This window comes from Arboricoccus pini (genome assembly GCF_900187945.1).
GTDB lineage: Bacteria > Pseudomonadota > Alphaproteobacteria > Geminicoccales > Geminicoccaceae > Arboricoccus > Arboricoccus pini.
Genome location: NZ_FYEH01000003.1, coordinates 245,068 through 262,680, shown reverse-complemented (window position 1 = coordinate 262,680; position 17,613 = coordinate 245,068). Strand labels below are relative to the sequence as shown.

The window sequence follows — 17,613 nt, the reverse complement described above, 5'->3', positions numbered from 1 at the left end:
CGTTTGTGCAGCGGGGCGTCGGAAGCAAGCCTGCAGCTTCCAACGGCCTGGCACCGTCCTTGTTGGACGGCATTTGAAAAGGCGGCTCTGCCTGATCAGTGGAGCCCCGGCGCGGTATCGCGCTGTTGCGCCAAGGGCCTCAGTATCGCGTCTAACGTCGAGGCCCGGCGTTTGTCACCATTGAAGTCGTGGATCGCTTCCAGCGTATCCGTCGTGCAGCCGGCGTGACGCGGAACGTGAACCACCAACGACGAGGACCAGTGATGGCTGAGAGGACGAGGGCTCGTAAGCGGATCCGCAAGAGCTTCGGCCGCATCCCCGAAGTTACGGTGATGCCAAACCTGATCGAGGTTCAGCGTCAATCCTATGAAGCCTTCTTGCAGCGCCTGACCGAACATACCCAGCGCGATCTTCTGGGCTTGCAGGAGGTGTTCAAGTCGGTCTTTCCGATCAAGGATTTCGCCGACCGAGCCGCACTCGATTTTGTTCGTTACGAGCTCGAAGAGCCGAAGTATGACGTCGAGGAATGCCACCAGCGTGGCATGACCTATGCTGCTCCGCTCCGCGTAACGCTCCGGTTGATCGTCTGGGACGTCGATGAGGAGACGGGTTCGCGTAGTGTGCGCGATATCAAGGAGCAGGACGTCTACATGGGCGACATGCCGCTCATGACGGACAATGGCACCTTCGTCGTCAATGGTACCGAACGCGTGATTGTCAGCCAGATGCACCGCAGTCCCGGTGTCTTCTTCGATCATGACCGTGGCAAGACTCATTCGTCAGGCAAATATCTCTACTCAGCCCGGATCATCCCTTATCGCGGCTCCTGGCTCGATTTCGAATTTGATGCCAAGGATCTCGTCTACGTTCGCATCGACCGCCGCCGCAAGCTGCCCGTAACAACGCTGCTGCTCGCGCTGGGACTGGACGGCGAAGCAATCCTGCGCACTTTCTATGACCAAGTGGCACATAGCCGCTCGGGGCAGGGCTGGAAGACGGCAATTCGCTTCGATCGGCTGCGCGGGCAGAAGATCACGACCGATCTCGTCGACGCGGCGACCGGCGAAACCCTGGCGGAGGCTGGCACCAAGCTCACGCCGCGATTGCTGAAGAAGATCGAAGAGCAAGGGGTCACCGACATGTTCCTCAGCAATGAGGAACTGGTCGGTCGCTTCGTAGCCGAGGATCTGATCGACGAGAGCAATGGCCTGGTCCTGATCGAAGCTGGCGACGAGCTCACTGGCGAGAGCGTTAAGAAGCTAGTCGAGAATGGGGTCGAGGAGTTGCCTCTGCTCGACATCGACCATGCGACGGTCGGGCCCTATATCCGCAACACGCTGATCCTCGACCGCTCGTCGACTCGCGAGGAAGCCCTTCTCGATATCTATCGCGTCCTGCGGCCAGGCGAGCCGCCGACGCTGGAAACTGCCGAGGGCCTCTTCAACGGGCTGTTCTTTGACATCGAGCGCTACGACCTCTCTCCGGTCGGTAGGGTGAAGATGAACATGCGCATGGGGCTTGAGACCGATGATACGGTGCGCGTTTTGCGTACCGAAGACATTGTCTCGGTCGTGCGCATGCTGGTCGAGATCAAGGACGGCCGTGGCGAGATCGACGATATCGACCATTTGGGCAACCGACGGGTGCGCTCGGTCGGCGAACTCATGGAAAACCAGTTTCGCGTTGGGCTTCTGCGCATGGAGCGCGCCGTACGCGAACGCATGAGTTCGGTTGAGATCGACGCGGCGATGCCGCACGATCTCGTCAATGCAAAGCCCGTGGCGGCGGCAGTGCGTGAGTTCTTCGGCTCGTCGCAGCTCAGCCAGTTCATGGACCAGACCAATCCATTGTCCGAGATCACGCACAAGCGGCGACTCTCGGCGCTTGGCCCTGGCGGTCTGACGCGCGAACGAGCGGGCTTCGAGGTGCGCGACGTCCATCCCACCCATTACGGCCGGATCTGCCCGATCGAGACGCCGGAAGGCCCGAACATCGGCTTGATCAACAGTCTTGCGACCTACGCCCGCATTAACAAATACGGGTTTATCGAAAGCCCTTATCGCCGGGTCGAGAACGGTAAGGTGTCGGACGAGGTTGTTTATCTTTCGGCAATGGAAGAGGGACGCTACACGGTCGCCCAGGCCAATTCGGACCTCGATGCCGAACGTCGCTTTACTTCGGATCTCGTTTCCTGCCGTCAGGCCGGTGAGTTTATTCTGGCGCGGCCTGACACGATCGACTTCATTGACGTTTCGCCCAAGCAGCTTGTGTCGGTGGCCGCCGCGCTGATTCCGTTCCTCGAGAACGACGACGCCAATCGCGCGCTCATGGGCTCGAACATGCAACGGCAGGCTGTTCCGCTCATTCGCGCCGAAGCTCCATTCGTGGGCACGGGCATGGAAGATGTCGTGGCCCGCGACAGCGGTGCTGCGATCACGGCCAAGCGCGCCGGCGTCATCGACCAGGTGGATGGCTCACGCATCGTCGTTCGCGTGACCGACGAATCGGCGCGTGCCGACAAGGTTGTCGATATCTACACGCTCAGGAAATTCCAGCGTTCCAACCAGAATACCTGCATCAATCAGCGCCCGCTGGTGAAGGTGGGCGATGTCGTTGCCGCCGGCGACATCGTCGCCGACGGTCCGTCGACCCAGCTGGGCGAACTAGCTTTGGGGCGGAACGTGCTCGTCGCTTTCATGCCCTGGAACGGCTACAACTACGAGGATTCGATCCTCATTTCCGAGCGCATCGTCCGCGACGACGTCTTCACCTCGATCCATATCGACGAGTTCGAGGTGATGGCGCGCGACACCAAGCTCGGGCCGGAGGCAATCACGCGCGATATTCCGAATGTGTCGGAAGAAGCGCTGCGCAATCTGGACGAGGCTGGCATCGTCTATATCGGCGCTGAGGTTAAGGCCGGCGACATCCTGGTCGGCAAGGTGACGCCCAAGGGCGAGACACCGATGACCCCCGAAGAGAAGCTCTTGCGTGCGATCTTCGGCGAAAAGGCAGCGGATGTTCGCGATACGTCGTTGAAGGTGCCGCCGGGTGTGCAGGGCACCATCGTCGAAGTGCGCGTCTTCAATCGACGCGGCGTCGACAAAGACGAGCGCGCCATCGCCATCGAGCGATCCGAGATCGAGCGTCTCGCCAAGGACCGCGATGACGAGAAGGCCATTCTCGAGCGCAATATCTATGGTCGCTTGCGCGAGATCCTCGAGGACCAGACGGCAACCGTCGGGCCCAAGGGCCTGAAGGCCGGCACGGCAATCACGGCTAGCTATCTGGCGGAGACCCCGCGTCGCCTTTGGTGGGATCTCGGCATCGACGACGCCGAGCGGATGAGCGAGATTCAAGCTCTTAAGCGGCAGCTCGATGATGGGCTGAAAGCGTTGCAGGACCGCTTCGAAAACAAGGTCGAGAAGCTGCAGCGTGGCGACGAATTGCCACCCGGCGTGCTCAAGATGGTCAAGGTCTTTGTCGCCGTGAAGCGTAAGCTGCAGCCTGGCGATAAGATGGCGGGCCGGCATGGCAATAAGGGTGTCATTTCCCGTATCGCGCCGATCGAAGACATGCCGCATCTCGAAAACGGTCAGTCTGTCGATATTGTCCTCAATCCCCTGGGCGTGCCTTCGCGCATGAACGTCGGGCAGATCCTTGAGACGCATCTGGGTTGGGCCTGCGCCAATCTCGGTCAGCAGGTCGGCAAGCTGCTGGACAGCTTTGCCTATGATAAGGAGCGTGAAGGTCTCGAGGCTAAGCTTGGCGAGATCTTCGGTACTGATGTCGGCAAGGAAGTCGCGACCTACGCCGACGAAGACCTTCTCGAACTCGGGCGCAATCTTACACCCGGCGTGCCGATTGCGACCCCGGTTTTCGACGGCGCACACGAAGACGATATCGTCCGCATGCTCGAGGAAGCCGGCTGCCACTCATCCGGTCAGGTGACACTGATCGATGGGCGAACAGGCGAGGTCTTCGATCGTCAGGTGACTGTGGGCTATATTTATATGCTCAAGCTCGGGCATTTGGTCGATGACAAGATCCATGCCCGCTCGGTTGGTCCCTACAGCCTCGTCACCCAACAGCCGTTGGGCGGCAAGGCTCAGTTCGGCGGTCAGCGTTTCGGCGAGATGGAGTGCTGGGCTCTTCAGGCCTACGGCGCTGCCTATTCGTTGCAGGAGATGTTGACGGTCAAGTCGGACGACGTGTCCGGCCGGACCAAGATCTACGAGGCGATCGTGCGTGGCGAGGAAAACTTCGAAGCCGGCGTGCCCGAGAGCTTCAACGTCCTCGTCAAGGAGCTCCAGGCCTTGGGCCTGAATGTGGAGCTGCAGCAGGAGATGGCTGGCGACGACTGAGTATCCTGTGGGCGCGGCGGTCTCCCGCGACCGGCGCCCACGCCTCAGTTTCCCGGTGACGGTCTTTAGTTGAGAAGGTTCTGATGAACGACCTTATGTATCTCTTCGGTCAGCCGCCCGGCGCCCAGAAGTTCGACCAGATCCAGATCAGCATCGCCAGCCCCGAGCAGATCCGTGAATGGTCGTTCGGTGAGGTCCGCAAGCCTGAGACGATCAACTACCGTACGTTCAAGCCCGAGCGCGATGGCTTGTTCTGCGCCAAGATTTTCGGACCGATCAAGGACTACGAGTGCTTGTGCGGCAAGTACAAGCGGATGAAGTACAAGGGCATCGTCTGCGAAAAGTGCGGTGTCGAGGTCATCCAGTCGAAGGTCCGGCGCGAGCGCATGGGTCATATCGAGCTGGCTGCGCCGGTCGCCCATATCTGGTTCTTGAAATCTGTCCCGACCCGTATTGGCGTCCTCTTGGACATCACGCTCCGCGATCTTGAGCGCGTGCTCTATTTCGAAAACTGGGTTGTCATCGAGCCGGGTCTTACGACCCTGAAGCCGAATGAACTGCTCAACGAGGAGCAGGTACAGCGTTATAAGGATGAGTTCGGCGACGACAGCTTCACGTGCGGTATTGGCGCTGAAGCTGTACGGGACATGCTCAAAAAGCTGGACCTGCCGCGTGAGCGCGAACAGATGCGCGGCGAACTTCTGGAGACCACCTCCGAGGCCAAGCGCAAGAAGCTCGTCAAGCGTTTGAAGATGGTCGAGACCTTCCTGGAATCGGGCAATAAGCCTGAATGGATGGTGCTCGAGGTGGTGCCGGTCATTCCGCCGGAACTTCGACCGCTGGTACCACTGGACGGCGGCCGCTTCGCGACTTCGGACCTCAACGATCTCTACCGCCGCGTCATCAACCGAAATAACCGCCTTAAGCGTCTTATCGAGCTGCGGGCGCCCGACATCATCGTGCGCAACGAGAAGCGCATGCTGCAAGAGGCGGTGGACGCACTGTTCGATAATGGCCGTCGTGGTCGCGTCATCACTGGAGCGAATAAGCGCCCTTTGAAGTCGCTATCCGATATGCTCAAGGGCAAACAGGGTCGTTTCCGGCAAAATCTGCTGGGCAAGCGCGTCGACTATTCGGGCCGCTCGGTCATCGTGGTAGGCCCGGAGCTCAAGCTCCATCAATGCGGTCTGCCGAAGAAGATGGCTCTCGAGCTCTTCAAGCCTTTCGTCTATGCCAAGCTCGAGCTTTACGGTAAGGCGCAGACGATCAAGGCCGCCAAGCGGATGGTCGAGAAGGAGCGTCCCGAGGTCTGGGATATCCTGGAGCAGGTCATCCGCGAGCATCCGGTCATGTTGAATCGGGCGCCGACGCTGCACCGTCTAGGTATCCAGGCGTTCGAGCCGACCCTGATCGAGGGAAAGGCGATCCAGCTGCATCCGCTGGTATGCACAGCGTTCAACGCCGACTTCGACGGTGACCAGATGGCGGTGCACGTACCGCTTTCTCTGGAAGCCCAGCTCGAAGCTCGGGTGCTCATGATGTCGACCAACAACATCCTGAGCCCCGCCAACGGCAAGCCCATCATCGTGCCGACCCAGGACATCGTTCTCGGCCTCTATTACCTCTCGCTCGAGGCCGATAATGAGCCTGGCCAAGGGATGATCTTCGGCGGCCTGGAAGAAGTACATCACGCCCTGGCATCGCACATCGTCACCCTGCATTCGAAGATCAAATGCAGGGTGAAGACCGTCAATGCCGATGGTGAGATCGAATATAAGGTGGTGGCAACCACGCCGGGCCGCGTGCTCCTGGGTGACGTTCTCCCCGAGCATCCGGCGATTCGCTTCGAGACGCTCATCAACCGGACGCTCACGAAGAAGGAGGTCGGTGGCGTTATCGACGAGGTCTATCGTCATTGCGGGCAGAAGGAGACGGTGATCTTCGCTGACCGGATGATGAATCTCGGCTTCACGTATGCCTGCCGGGCCGGCATTTCGTTCGGTAAGGACGATATGATCATCCCGCAGAGCAAGCAGAAGCTTGTCGGCGAGACGCAGGATCTGGTTAAGCAGTACGAGCAGCAATATGCCGATGGCCTGATCACCAAGGGTGAGAAGTACAATAAGGTCGTCGACGCTTGGCAGGCCTGCTCGGACAAGGTCGCCGACGAGATGATGGCCGCCATCCAGAACGTGCAGAACACCAAGCGGGAAGATGGCCGCCACAAGCAGCATAATGCGATCTGGATGATGGCGCATTCCGGCGCCCGTGGCTCCGCCGCGCAGATCAAGCAGCTTGCCGGCATGCGCGGCCTCATGGCCAAGCCTTCGGGCGAGATCATCGAGACGCCGATCATCTCGAACTTTAAGGAAGGCCTGTCCGTGCTCGAGTACTTCAACTCGACGCACGGGGCCCGAAAGGGCTTGGCGGATACAGCCCTGAAGACGGCCAACTCAGGCTACCTGACAAGGCGTCTGGTCGACGTCGCGCAGGACTGCATCATCATGCAGGAGGATTGCGGCTCCGAGCGCTTCATCACGATCACGGCAGCAGCGGCGACAGACGATCTAGGCGAGCGTGTTCTTGGCCGTACGGTGGCCGCCGATGTTCTCGATCCCAAGTCCGGCGAAGTCATCGTCGAACGCAATACGTTGGTCGACGAATCCTTGGCACGACGCGTTGATAAGGCCGGCGTCGATACGGTTCGCGTTCGCTCCGTCCTGACATGCGATACCAAGATCGGTGTCTGTGCCGCTTGCTATGGCCGAGACCTCGCCCGGGGTACGCCGGTCAATATCGGTGAGGCGGTGGGCGTTATCGCGGCCCAGTCGATTGGCGAGCCCGGTACGCAGCTTACGATGCGCACCTTCCATATTGGCGGCGCGGCTCAGGGGTCGGCCGAGCAGTCGATGGTCGAATCGCCTGTGGCCGGCACGGTCAAGTTCCTCAATCCTCGCCTACTGCGTGACAGCCAGGATCGGTTGGTCATTCTGGGTCGAAACACCGAACTCGTCGTCTATGACGAGGTCGGTCGGGAGAAACTGCGGCAAAAGCTCCCGAACGGCACTAGGCTTCTTGTCGAGCCAGATCAGAAGGTCGAGCGCGAGCAGAAGCTGGCCGAATGGGATCCGCATACCCTTCCGGTGGTCACCGAGCTATCCGGTCGAGCGGTATTCGTCGACTTGGTCGAGGGACTCTCCTTCCGCGAAGTCATCGATGAAAGTACCGGCAAGTCCTCCAAGGAGGTTATCGACTGGCGCCAGTCGGCGCGCGCGGGCAATTTGCGTCCTTCGATCCTCCTCCAGGACGATGCCGGCAACCCGCTGATGCTGCCATCCGGTGCGGAGGCGCGCTACTATCTGCCGGTCAGTGCCATTCTCTCGATCGAGAACGGCGCGTCGGTCAGTGCAGGTGACATCGTGGCTAGGCTGCCGCGTGAAGCGTCTAAGACGCGCGACATCACTGGCGGTCTGCCGCGCGTCGCTGAGCTGTTCGAGGCGAGGAAACCTAAGGACCCAGCGATCATTGCCGAGATCGAGGGCCGGATCGAGTTTGGTAAGGACTACAAGAACAAGCGTCGCTTGAAGATCGTCCCGGCCGACGAGGATCTGGATCCGGTCGAGTACCTGATCCCGAAGGGGCGTGTGGTTGTGGTCCAAGATGCCGACCTGGTTAAGCCGGGCGACCTCATCGTCGACGGCAATCCGGTCCCGCACGATATTCTGCGCGTGTTGGGTATCGAGGCCTTGGCGCAGTTCCTCGTTAACGAGATCCAAGACGTGTACATGCTGCAAGGCGTGAAGATTAACGACAAGCATGTCGAGGTGATCGTTCGCCAGATGTTGCAGAAGGTCGAGATTGTCGACCCGGGCGAATCGACGTTCCTCGTGGGCGAGCAGGTGGACAGGTCCGAGTTCGAGGACACGAATGCCCGCCTCGTCGCCGAGGGCCGACGTCCAGCCACCTACTACTCGGTCCTCCAGGGCATCACCAAGGCGAGCTTGCAGACGCAGTCTTTCGTCTCGGCTGCGTCTTTCCAGGAAACGACGCGCGTCCTTACCGAAGCGGCGTTCATGGGCAAGGTGGACCGGTTGGCGGGCCTTAAAGAGAACGTCATCGTCGGCCGTCTCATTCCAGCGGGTACCGGTGGCGTAATGCAACGGCTGCGGCGTCTTAAGGCCAACGATCCAGCCTTTGCGGCTGGCCTTGAGAATTTCGGCGCCGACTTCGAATTGCCGGAGATGCAGGACGCGGGCGACGACTGACTAGCCAACGTCGGATTGACGGCGATGCGCGTCTTCTGAACGCGCATCGCCGTCTCGTTGAAGGGGCGCGAGCCAGGCTTCTGTTGACAAACAGGTACCGCTGTCCTAGGGAACCTGCCGCGTTCATGGCGGCGTGACGGTTCCTGGAACGGGGCAGTCAAAGGGCCGTAAACCTTCGGCGCATGATTTAGCTGGAAACGGGATAAGCCAGGGCCAGTGACGGCCGTCTGGTCGATATCCTCGTCTCTAGCCGGTTTTGATGCCAATTTTTTTGCTTGTGGAACTGGGAACAGCCGCACGATGCCGACGATCAACCAGCTGGTGACGCAAGGGCGCACCTCGAAGCGGGCCCGTAACAAGGTCCCGGCCCTCGAGGCATGCCCGCAGAAGCGCGGAGTCTGCACTCGCGTTTACACGACCACGCCGAAGAAGCCGAATTCGGCGCTGCGTAAGGTCGCACGTGTCCGGCTGACCAATGGCTTCGAGGTCACGAGCTATATTCCGGGCGAAGGCCATAACCTGCAGGAGCACTCGGTCGTGCTCATCCGAGGTGGTCGCGTGAAGGATCTTCCCGGCGTTCGCTACCACACGATCCGCGGCACGCTCGACACGCAGGGTGTTCAGGGCCGTAAGCAGAGCCGCTCGAAGTACGGCGTGAAGCGGCCGAAATAGGCTGCGGTGAGAGTTTAGGAGAGTTCCATGCGTCGTCGTGCCGCCGAGAAGCGCGAAGTCCTTCCCGATCCGAAATTCGGGGATATCGTCCTGACGAAGTTCGTCAACTGCCTGATGCGAGACGGCAAGAAATCCGTTGCCGAGCGCATTGTCTATAACGCGTTCGATCGGATGGAGAAGCGGACCGGCAAGGATCCGATCCAGCTCTTCCACGACGCGCTCGAAAACGTGAAGCCCACTCTTGAAGTACGGTCGCGTCGCGTTGGCGGCGCCACCTATCAGGTGCCGGTCGAGGTGCGCCCCGAGCGTCGGCAGGCTCTCGCCATTCGCTGGTTGATCTCGACGGCCACGGCGCGCTCCGAAAAGACGATGATGGAGCGTCTCGCTGGTGAATTGCTTGACGCAGCCAATAGTCGAGGCGCCGCCTTCAAGAAGCGTGAAGACACGTTGAAGATGGCGGAAGCCAATCGCGCATTCTCGCATTATCGCTGGTAAACGGCGGACTCTAAGAGGCTCTCCATGCCCCGCGAAATTCCTATTGAGCGCTACCGCAACATCGGCATCATGGCCCACATTGATGCCGGCAAGACGACGACGACGGAGCGCGTCCTCTACTACACCGGCAAGTCCTACAAGATCGGCGAAGTGCATGAAGGCACTGCGACGATGGACTGGATGGAGCAGGAGCAGGAGCGGGGCATCACGATCACGTCTGCGGCCACGACCACCTTCTGGCCGGGTCGTGATGGCGAACGCTGCCGCATCAACATCATCGACACTCCGGGCCACGTCGACTTCACGATTGAGGTCGAGCGTTCGCTCCGGGTCCTGGACGGGGCCGTCGCGGTGTTCGACGGCGTTGCTGGTGTTGAGCCGCAGTCCGAGACCGTCTGGCGCCAGGCCGACAAGTACAAGGTGCCGCGGATCTGTTTTGCCAACAAGATGGATCGCACGGGCGCGAATTTTGATCGATGTGTGTCGATGATACGCGAGCGCCTCGGTGCGCCCGGTGTCATCGTCAATTTCCCGATCGGGCTTGAAGCCGATTTTCGCGGCGTCGTCGACTTGGTTCGTAACCAGGCGATCGTCTGGCACGAGGAGACATTGGGCGCCAAGTTCTCCTATGAACCTGTTCCGGCCGATCTCGCTGAGAAAGCAGCCGAACTGCGTACAGCGCTGATCGAGGCGGCCGTCGAACTCGATGACGAGGCGCTGGACGCTTATCTCGGAGGCAATGAACCCGACGAGGCCACGCTGATCCGTTGTATTCGCAAAGGCGCGATTAGCGGCAAGCTGGTGCCGATTCTTTGCGGTTCCGCCTTCAAGAACAAGGGCGTGCAGCCGCTGTTGGACGCTGTGGTCGACTATCTTCCATCGCCATTGGACGTGCCGCCGACCGAGGGCGTTAAGCCGGGCACCGATGAGGTCCTGATCCGCAATCCCGACGATAGCGAGCCTATGTCGGGCCTGGCGTTCAAGATTATGAGCGATCCATTCGTTGGCTCGCTGACTTTCGTTCGTCTCTATTCGGGCAAGGTTGAGAGCGGCACGTTCCTGCTAAATTCGGTAAAGGATCAGCGCGAGCGCGTCGGCCGGATCTTGCTCATGCATGCCAACGATCGTCAGGAGATCAAGGAAGCCTATGCTGGTGACATCGTCGCATTGGCAGGTCTGAAAAATTCCACGACCGGCGATACGCTCTGCGACCCAGCGAAGCCTATCATTCTCGAGCGGATGGAATTCCCTGATCCCGTGATCGAGGTGGCCGTCGAGCCGAAATCGAAGGCTGACCAGGAAAAGATGGGCCTGGCGCTCAATCGTCTGGCGCAGGAGGACCCCTCGTTCCGCGTGAGCACAGACCAGGAATCCGGCCAGACGGTCATCAAGGGAATGGGTGAACTCCACCTTGAGATCCTGGTCGACCGCATGCGCCGGGAGTTCAAGGTCGAGGCTAATGTGGGCGCGCCGCAGGTTGCCTATCGCGAGACGATCACGCGCAAGGCCGACGTGGACTACACGCACAAGAAGCAGACAGGCGGCTCGGGCCAGTTCGCCCGCGTCAAGCTCACCTTTGAACCCAGTGAGAAGGGCGAAGGCTTCAAATTCGAGAGTAAGGTCGTTGGCGGCAACGTCCCCAAGGAATACATCCCTGGAGTCGAAAAGGGCCTGACCTCCTCAATGCAGTCGGGCACGATCGCGGGCTTTCCATTGACCGACGTCAAGGTGACGCTCACCGATGGCGCCTATCATGATGTCGACAGCTCGGTGCTGGCCTTCGAAATCGCAGCCCGCGCTGCGTTCAAGGAGGGGATTGCCAAATCTGGTCCGATCCTCCTCGAGCCAATGATGAAGGTCGAGGCGGTGACGCCTGATGAGTATATGGGCGACATCATCGGTGACCTGAACAGCCGCCGTGGCCAAATCACCGGCATGGAGCCGCGCGGTAACGCGCAGGTTGTCAGTGCTATGGTGCCGTTGGCCAACATGTTCGGTTACGTCAACACGTTGCGTTCGCTCTCTCAAGGCCGTGCGCAATTCACGATGGTATTCGACCATTACGAGCCGGTGCCGCAGATGGTAGCCGACGAGATCCGCGCAAAATACGCCTAATTTCGCGTCATTTAGTTCAACATCCGGCACTGCCTTCAAGGCCGCCCTAAGCCGTCGGAACACGGAGAGACAGATCGATGTCGAAGGAGAAGTTTTCGCGGACGAAGCCGCACGCGAATATTGGGACGATTGGCCATGTTGACCATGGCAAGACGACGTTGACGGCGGCGATCACGAAGGTGCTGGCTGAGACGGGCGGCGCGACGTTCCAGGCGTACGATTCGATTGACAAGGCTCCTGAGGAGAAGGCCCGGGGCATTACGATCAACACGGCGCATGTGGAATACGAGACGCAGGATCGTCACTATGCGCACGTGGACTGCCCAGGCCATGCGGACTACGTGAAGAACATGATCACGGGTGCAGCGCAGATGGATGGCGCGATCCTGGTTGTGTCGGCGGCTGACGGTCCGATGCCGCAGACGCGGGAGCACATTTTGCTGGCTCGGCAGGTTGGTGTTCCTGCGCTGGTGGTGTTCTTGAACAAGGTCGACATGGTCGACGACCCGGAGCTTTTGGAGCTGGTGGAGCTCGAGGTTCGCGAGCTGCTCTCGAAGTATGAGTTTCCAGGGGACGACATCCCGATCATCAAGGGCTCGGCGCTGGCGGCGCTTGAGGGCAAGGACGACGCGGTGGGCAAGGATCGCATCCTTGAGCTGATGACGGCGGTGGACACGTATATTCCGCAGCCGGAGCGGGCGGTGGACCAGCCGTTCCTGATGCCGATTGAGGATGTGTTCTCGATCTCGGGCCGTGGCACGGTTGTGACGGGTCGTGTTGAGCGTGGCATCATCAAGGTGGGCGACGAAGTCGAGATCGTCGGTATCCGGGCGACGCAGAAGACGACGTGCACGGGTGTGGAGATGTTCCGCAAGCTTCTGGACCGTGGCGAGGCTGGCGACAATGTCGGCATCCTGCTGCGCGGCACGAAGCGAGATGACGTTGAGCGCGGTCAGGTTCTCTGCAAGCCGGGCTCGATCACGCCGCACACGAAGTTCATGGCCGAGACGTATATCCTGAACAAGGAAGAGGGTGGTCGTCACACGCCGTTCTTCTCGAACTATCGTCCGCAGTTCTATTTCCGGACGACGGACGTGACGGGCTCGATCAAGCTACCCGAGGGCACCGAGATGGTGATGCCTGGGGACAATATCACGATGGAAGTCGAACTGATCGCACCGATTGCGATGGAGCAGGGCCTGCGGTTTGCCATCCGCGAGGGTGGCCGTACCGTCGGTGCCGGCGTCGTCGCATCCGTCATCGCTTGAGATAGATCGACAGTGCCGCGGTTTTTTTTCCTGCGGCACTGCATGCTCTTTGGCGAAGCCATCGCCTCGGCGATGGGCGGCTTGTGAAAAGGGGCTTTACCTTTTTGCCCAGCTTGGCTAAAAGGCGCCTCCCCATCGCAAGATGATGAGCAGCGGAGCGGTCCTTCGGGCCCGCTCCCGAAGTTATGGGTGGCGAGCCCGAAACCCTCGCCACACCCTGACCCGAGCGGTCGGGGCGGTAAACTATTGGGATGAGCGGTCGAACGACCATGGATACGCAAAACATTCGCATTCGCCTCAAGGCGTTCGATCATCGTGTGCTGGACCAGTCCGTGCGTGAGATCGTGGGTACGGCGAAGCGCACGGGAGCTCGGGTGCGCGGCCCGATCCCGCTCCCTAATCGGATCGAGAAGTTCACGGTTAATCGGTCGCCCCATGTTGACAAGAAAAGCCGTGAGCAATTCGAGATTCGGACTCACAAGCGCCTGCTCGACATCGTCGACCCGACGCCGCAGACGGTCGACGCGCTTATGAAGCTCGACCTCGCAGCGGGCGTCGACGTCGAGATCAAGCTCTGAGGCGGGAACGATGCGTACAGGTTTGATCGCTCAAAAAGTCGGTATGACGCGGCTGTTCGGTGACGATGGAAGCCATATTCCGGTTACCGTCCTGAAAGTTGAGGAATGCCAGGTCGTTGCTGTTCGGACGGTCGAGAATGACGGCTATGAGGCCGTCCAGCTTGGCGTCGGTCGCGCCAAGGCCAAGAACGTGAGTCAGGGTGAGCGCGGGCACTTCGCTAAGGCGAAGGTCGAGCCCAAGCGGAACGTCCAGGAATTTCGTGTGTCTGGCGATGCACTCCTTGAGGTAGGCGCCGAGATCCACGTAGGTCATTTTGTGGCTGGTCAATATGTCGACGTGGCTGGTGTCACGATCGGTAAAGGCTTTGCCGGCGTCATGAAGCGCCACAATTTTGGCGGCCTGCGCGCCAGCCATGGTGTGTCGATCTCGCATCGAAGCCATGGTTCGACCGGCAATCGCCAAGATCCGGGTCGCGTCTTCAAAGGCAAGAAGATGGCCGGCCACATGGGCGCCCATCGGGCGACCGTGCAGAACCTGGAGGTGTTCGGCGTTGATCCTCAGCGTGGCGTGATTCTGGTCAAGGGCGCCGTGCCCGGGGCCAAGGGCACCTACCTGCGCGTGACCGACGCCGTGAAGAAGGCACTCCCCAAAAGCGCCCCTTATCCGGCAGCGATCTTACGGGCAGGCCAAGAGGCCGAGGCGGTGGTGGCCGATGAGGGTGAGGTCTGATCCCATGCAGGCAAGTATTAAGAACCTAGCCGGCAGCGAAGTAGGGTCCGTCGAACTGAACGATGCGGTCTTCGGCGTCGAGGTCCGGGCGGACATCCTGCAGCGCGTTGTTCTCTGGCAGTTGGCCAAGCGGCGCGCCGGCACGCATAAAGTGAAGAGCCGGGCGGAGATCGCCCGTACCGGCGCAAAGCTTTACAAACAGAAGGGCACCGGTCGCGCCCGTCACGGTTCGCGGCGCGTAAACGTGTTTCGCGGTGGTGGCGTCGTATTTGGTCCGGTCCTCCGCGACCACGCGACCGACCTCCCGAAGAAGGTCCGAGCGTTAGGTTTGCGGTGCGCGCTTTCGAGCAAGGCCAAAGAAGGCAAGCTCGTAATTCTCGATTCGTTGAAGATCGACGCGGCCAAGACCAAGCTCCTGGCGGAGCAGTTGGGCAAGCAGGGATTTGGTGATGTGCTTTTCGTCGACGGCGGCGATGAGCTAGAGACCAATTTCGCGCTGGCGTCGCGCAATTTGCCGTTGGTGGACCTTCTGCCGGTGGCCGGTGCCAACGTCTACGACATCCTGCGCCGCGATAAGCTGGTGCTGACGGCCGAGGCGGTTCGCCGTCTCGAAGAGAGGCTCGCATGAGCGAAGCACGTCATTACGACACGGTGCTGGCACCGGTCATCACGGAAAAGGCGACCATGCTCTCTGAGCATAATCAGGTTGTCTTTAAGGTGCGCAAGAACGCGACCAAGCCTGAGATCAAGGCGGCCGTCGAGGCGGTGTTCGGCGTTAAGGTCACTGGCGTCAATACGCTCAACGTGAAGGGCAAGACAAAGCGCTTCAAGGGTCGTGTGGGCGTGCGGTCCGACGTCAAGAAGGCGATCGTCACGCTGGCCGAAGGCTCGCGTATCGACGTGACGACGGGGGTCTGATCCGATGGCGTTGAAGAATTTCAATCCTACGAGCCCATCCCGGCGTGAGCTCGTCTTGGTCGACAAGAGCGATCTCTATAAGGGAAAGCCGGTCAAGACCTTGACCGAGGGTCTGACCAAGTCGGGCGGCCGCAATAATCAGGGGCGCACCACGGTGCGATTCCGTGGCGGCGGTCACAAGCGGACTTATCGGGTCATCGACTTTAAGCGTCGTGGCAAGTTCGGTGTCGTCGGTACGGTCGAGCGGCTCGAATACGACCCCAACCGGACGGCTTTCATCGCACTTATCAATTACGGCGATAACGACGTTGCCTATATTCTAGCGCCACAGCGCCTGGCCGTCGGCGACAAGGTCGTGGCTGATGAGAAGGTCGACGTGAAGCCGGGTAACGCAGCGCCATTGCGGGCGATCCCCGTCGGCACTGTGGTCCACAATGTCGAGCTCAAGCCAGGCAAGGGCGGGCAGATCGCCCGCTCTGCCGGCACCTTCGCCCAGCTTGTCGGGCGGGATGGGGATTACGCCCAGATTCGTCTGGGCTCCGGCGAGATCCGCCTGATCCACGCGACCTGCATGGCTTCGATCGGTGCAGTCTCCAACGCCGACCACCAGAACGAGAACTCCGGCAAGGCTGGGCGGTCTCGCTGGCAGGGTCGCCGTCCACATAATCGTGGTGTGACGATGAATCCCGTCGACCATCCGCATGGCGGTGGCGAGGGCAGGACGTCTGGCGGCCGTCATCCGGTGACGCCGTGGGGCAAGCCGACCAAGGGTCGAAAGACGAGGAACAACAAACGGACGGACACGATGATCGTGCGCAGCCGCCATCAAGCCAAGAAGCGGGGTAGCTGACCATGCCGCGTTCAGTCTGGAAGGGCCCATTCGTTGACGGTTATCTTTTCGACAAGGTCGAAAAGGTCCGTGGTTCCGGGCGCAATGACATCATCAAAACATGGTCGCGGCGCTCGACGGTCATGCCCGATTTCGTGGGTCTTACGTTTGCCGTTTATAACGGCAAGAAGTTTGTGCCGGTCTACGTTACGGAGAACATGGTCGGGCACAAGCTCGGCGAGTTCTCGCCCACCCGCACCTATTTTGGTCATGGGGCCGACAAGAAGGCCAAGAGGAAGTAGGCGATGAGCAAGCCAAAGAGTGAGCGTCGCCAGGCCGACAACGAGGCCCTAGCCGTGGGCACGCTGATGCGGGTCAGCCCGCGCAAGCTTGGCCTGGTTGCGGACATGATCAGCGGGATGGAAGCGGGGAAGGCCGTTACCGCGCTGCAATTTTCGCGCAAGCGCATTTCGCAGGACGTAAAGAAAGTGTTGGAATCGGCGATCGCGAACGCCGAGAACAATCACAATCTCGACGTCGACCGCCTCGTGGTGGTTGAGGCCAGTGTTGGAAAGCAGGTGCTGATGCGCCGCTTCCATGCGCGAGCCCGCGGCCGGTCCGGGACCATCGAAAAGTTCTTTTCGCGGCTGCGCATCGTCGTCCGCGAGCGTGACGAGAGGGAAGCCGCCTGATGGGTCAAAAGGTCAATCCGATCGGCCTTCGGGTCGGGATCAATCGTACCTGGGACTCCCGGTGGTACGATGATCGCAATTACGCCAAGTTGTTGGCTGAAGACATGGCCATTCGGCGCTATCTGCAAAAGCGTCTCGGTCAGGCCGGCATCAGTCGGATCGTGATCGAGCGCCAGGCAAAGAAAGCGCGCGTCTCGATCCATACCGCGCGTCCCGGTGTCGTCATCGGCAAGAAGGGGCAGGAGATCGATAATCTCCGCCGCGATGTTTCCAAGCTTTGCTCGGGTGAAATTCACCTGAACATCGTCGAGGTTCGTAAGCCCGAGATCGATGCGAAGTTGGTAGCTGAGAATATTGCTCAGCAGCTGCAAAAACGCGTCACGTTTCGGCGTGCGATGAAGCGCGCGGTGCAGTCAGCCATGCGTCTGGGCGCTCAGGGCATCCGGGTCGCCTGCGCCGGTCGACTCGGTGGCGCGGAAATCGCCCGCAGCGAGTGGTATCGAGAGGGTCGTGTTCCCTTGCATACTTTGCGGGCGAATATCGATTATGGGACGGAGACGGCGCATACGCCCTACGGCACATGCGGAATCAAGGTCTGGGTGTTTAAGGGCGAGATCCTGGATCACGACCCGATGGCTTTTGACAAGCGCGCTGGCGAGACGCCGGCACGCGCGGCCTGATGGCCGG

Annotated in this window: 14 protein-coding genes; all 14 read left to right on the top strand. The window is 60.3% G+C overall.

Annotated features, from left to right (window positions below):
• The first annotated feature begins 263 nt into the window (after nucleotides 1–263).
• Nucleotides 264–4,364 carry a DNA-directed RNA polymerase subunit beta gene (gene rpoB / locus CFB17_RS06005; protein WP_088560493.1) on the top strand — a complete coding sequence of 1,367 codons (4,101 nt, stop codon included), beginning with the start codon at nucleotides 264–266 and terminating at the stop codon, nucleotides 4,362–4,364.
• An 83-nt stretch (nucleotides 4,365–4,447) separates the two neighbouring features.
• On the top strand, nucleotides 4,448–8,629 hold the full coding sequence (gene rpoC, locus CFB17_RS06000; RefSeq protein WP_088560492.1) for a DNA-directed RNA polymerase subunit beta': 4,182 nt from the start codon (nucleotides 4,448–4,450) through the stop codon (nucleotides 8,627–8,629).
• Between the two features lie 300 nt (nucleotides 8,630–8,929).
• Nucleotides 8,930–9,301: a 30S ribosomal protein S12 gene (gene rpsL / locus CFB17_RS05995; protein ID WP_088560491.1), complete on the top strand. Its 372-nt coding sequence runs from the start codon at nucleotides 8,930–8,932 to the stop codon at nucleotides 9,299–9,301.
• A 27-nt stretch (nucleotides 9,302–9,328) separates the two neighbouring features.
• Complete coding sequence (gene rpsG, locus CFB17_RS05990) at nucleotides 9,329–9,796, top strand: 30S ribosomal protein S7 (RefSeq protein WP_088560490.1); 468 nt, start codon at nucleotides 9,329–9,331, stop codon at nucleotides 9,794–9,796.
• A 24-nt stretch (nucleotides 9,797–9,820) separates the two neighbouring features.
• Nucleotides 9,821–11,911, top strand: a complete 2,091-nt coding sequence (fusA, locus tag CFB17_RS05985) for an elongation factor G (RefSeq protein ID WP_088560489.1) — start codon at nucleotides 9,821–9,823, stop codon at nucleotides 11,909–11,911.
• 77 nt (nucleotides 11,912–11,988) lie between these two features.
• Nucleotides 11,989–13,179 carry an elongation factor Tu gene (gene tuf, locus CFB17_RS05980; RefSeq protein ID WP_088560488.1) on the top strand — a complete coding sequence of 397 codons (1,191 nt, stop codon included), beginning with the start codon at nucleotides 11,989–11,991 and terminating at the stop codon, nucleotides 13,177–13,179.
• Between the two features lie 269 nt (nucleotides 13,180–13,448).
• On the top strand, nucleotides 13,449–13,757 hold the full coding sequence (rpsJ, locus tag CFB17_RS05975) for a 30S ribosomal protein S10 (RefSeq protein ID WP_088560487.1): 309 nt from the start codon (nucleotides 13,449–13,451) through the stop codon (nucleotides 13,755–13,757).
• A gap of 10 nt (nucleotides 13,758–13,767) precedes the next feature.
• On the top strand, nucleotides 13,768–14,487 hold the full coding sequence (rplC, locus tag CFB17_RS05970) for a 50S ribosomal protein L3 (protein WP_088560486.1): 720 nt from the start codon (nucleotides 13,768–13,770) through the stop codon (nucleotides 14,485–14,487).
• A gap of 4 nt (nucleotides 14,488–14,491) precedes the next feature.
• On the top strand, nucleotides 14,492–15,115 hold the full coding sequence (gene rplD, locus CFB17_RS05965) for a 50S ribosomal protein L4 (protein ID WP_088560485.1): 624 nt from the start codon (nucleotides 14,492–14,494) through the stop codon (nucleotides 15,113–15,115).
• A complete protein-coding gene (locus CFB17_RS05960) occupies nucleotides 15,112–15,405 on the top strand; it encodes a 50S ribosomal protein L23 (protein WP_088560484.1) in 294 nt (97 codons plus the stop codon). Before rplD ends, CFB17_RS05960 begins: the two co-directional genes overlap by 4 nt.
• 4 nt (nucleotides 15,406–15,409) lie before the next feature.
• The gene (rplB, locus tag CFB17_RS05955; protein ID WP_088560483.1) at nucleotides 15,410–16,255 is read left to right on the top strand and encodes a 50S ribosomal protein L2; all 846 of its coding nucleotides are present in this window, start codon (nucleotides 15,410–15,412) and stop codon (nucleotides 16,253–16,255) included.
• A gap of 2 nt (nucleotides 16,256–16,257) precedes the next feature.
• Complete coding sequence (gene rpsS / locus CFB17_RS05950) at nucleotides 16,258–16,536, top strand: 30S ribosomal protein S19 (protein WP_088560482.1); 279 nt, start codon at nucleotides 16,258–16,260, stop codon at nucleotides 16,534–16,536.
• A gap of 3 nt (nucleotides 16,537–16,539) precedes the next feature.
• Nucleotides 16,540–16,926 carry a 50S ribosomal protein L22 gene (gene rplV / locus CFB17_RS05945; protein WP_088560481.1) on the top strand — a complete coding sequence of 129 codons (387 nt, stop codon included), beginning with the start codon at nucleotides 16,540–16,542 and terminating at the stop codon, nucleotides 16,924–16,926.
• A complete protein-coding gene (gene rpsC / locus CFB17_RS05940; RefSeq protein ID WP_088560480.1) occupies nucleotides 16,926–17,606 on the top strand; it encodes a 30S ribosomal protein S3 in 681 nt (226 codons plus the stop codon). Before rplV ends, rpsC begins: the two co-directional genes overlap by 1 nt.
• Nucleotides 17,607–17,613 lie beyond the last annotated feature (7 nt).

What these genes read in the sequence shown, in the direction of transcription:
- rpoB (WP_088560493.1), top strand. Translation starts at nt 264, where the DNA reads ATGGCTGAGAGGACGAGGGCTCGTAAGCGGATCCGCAAGAGCTTCGGC.
- rpoC (WP_088560492.1), top strand. Translation starts at nt 4,448, where the DNA reads ATGAACGACCTTATGTATCTCTTCGGTCAGCCGCCCGGCGCCCAGAAG.
- rpsL (WP_088560491.1), top strand. Translation starts at nt 8,930, where the DNA reads ATGCCGACGATCAACCAGCTGGTGACGCAAGGGCGCACCTCGAAGCGG.
- rpsG (WP_088560490.1), top strand. Translation starts at nt 9,329, where the DNA reads ATGCGTCGTCGTGCCGCCGAGAAGCGCGAAGTCCTTCCCGATCCGAAA.
- fusA (WP_088560489.1), top strand. Translation starts at nt 9,821, where the DNA reads ATGCCCCGCGAAATTCCTATTGAGCGCTACCGCAACATCGGCATCATG.
- tuf (WP_088560488.1), top strand. Translation starts at nt 11,989, where the DNA reads ATGTCGAAGGAGAAGTTTTCGCGGACGAAGCCGCACGCGAATATTGGG.
- rpsJ (WP_088560487.1), top strand. Translation starts at nt 13,449, where the DNA reads ATGGATACGCAAAACATTCGCATTCGCCTCAAGGCGTTCGATCATCGT.
- rplC (WP_088560486.1), top strand. Translation starts at nt 13,768, where the DNA reads ATGCGTACAGGTTTGATCGCTCAAAAAGTCGGTATGACGCGGCTGTTC.
- rplD (WP_088560485.1), top strand. Translation starts at nt 14,492, where the DNA reads ATGCAGGCAAGTATTAAGAACCTAGCCGGCAGCGAAGTAGGGTCCGTC.
- CFB17_RS05960 (WP_088560484.1), top strand. Translation starts at nt 15,112, where the DNA reads ATGAGCGAAGCACGTCATTACGACACGGTGCTGGCACCGGTCATCACG.
- rplB (WP_088560483.1), top strand. Translation starts at nt 15,410, where the DNA reads ATGGCGTTGAAGAATTTCAATCCTACGAGCCCATCCCGGCGTGAGCTC.
- rpsS (WP_088560482.1), top strand. Translation starts at nt 16,258, where the DNA reads ATGCCGCGTTCAGTCTGGAAGGGCCCATTCGTTGACGGTTATCTTTTC.
- rplV (WP_088560481.1), top strand. Translation starts at nt 16,540, where the DNA reads ATGAGCAAGCCAAAGAGTGAGCGTCGCCAGGCCGACAACGAGGCCCTA.
- rpsC (WP_088560480.1), top strand. Translation starts at nt 16,926, where the DNA reads ATGGGTCAAAAGGTCAATCCGATCGGCCTTCGGGTCGGGATCAATCGT.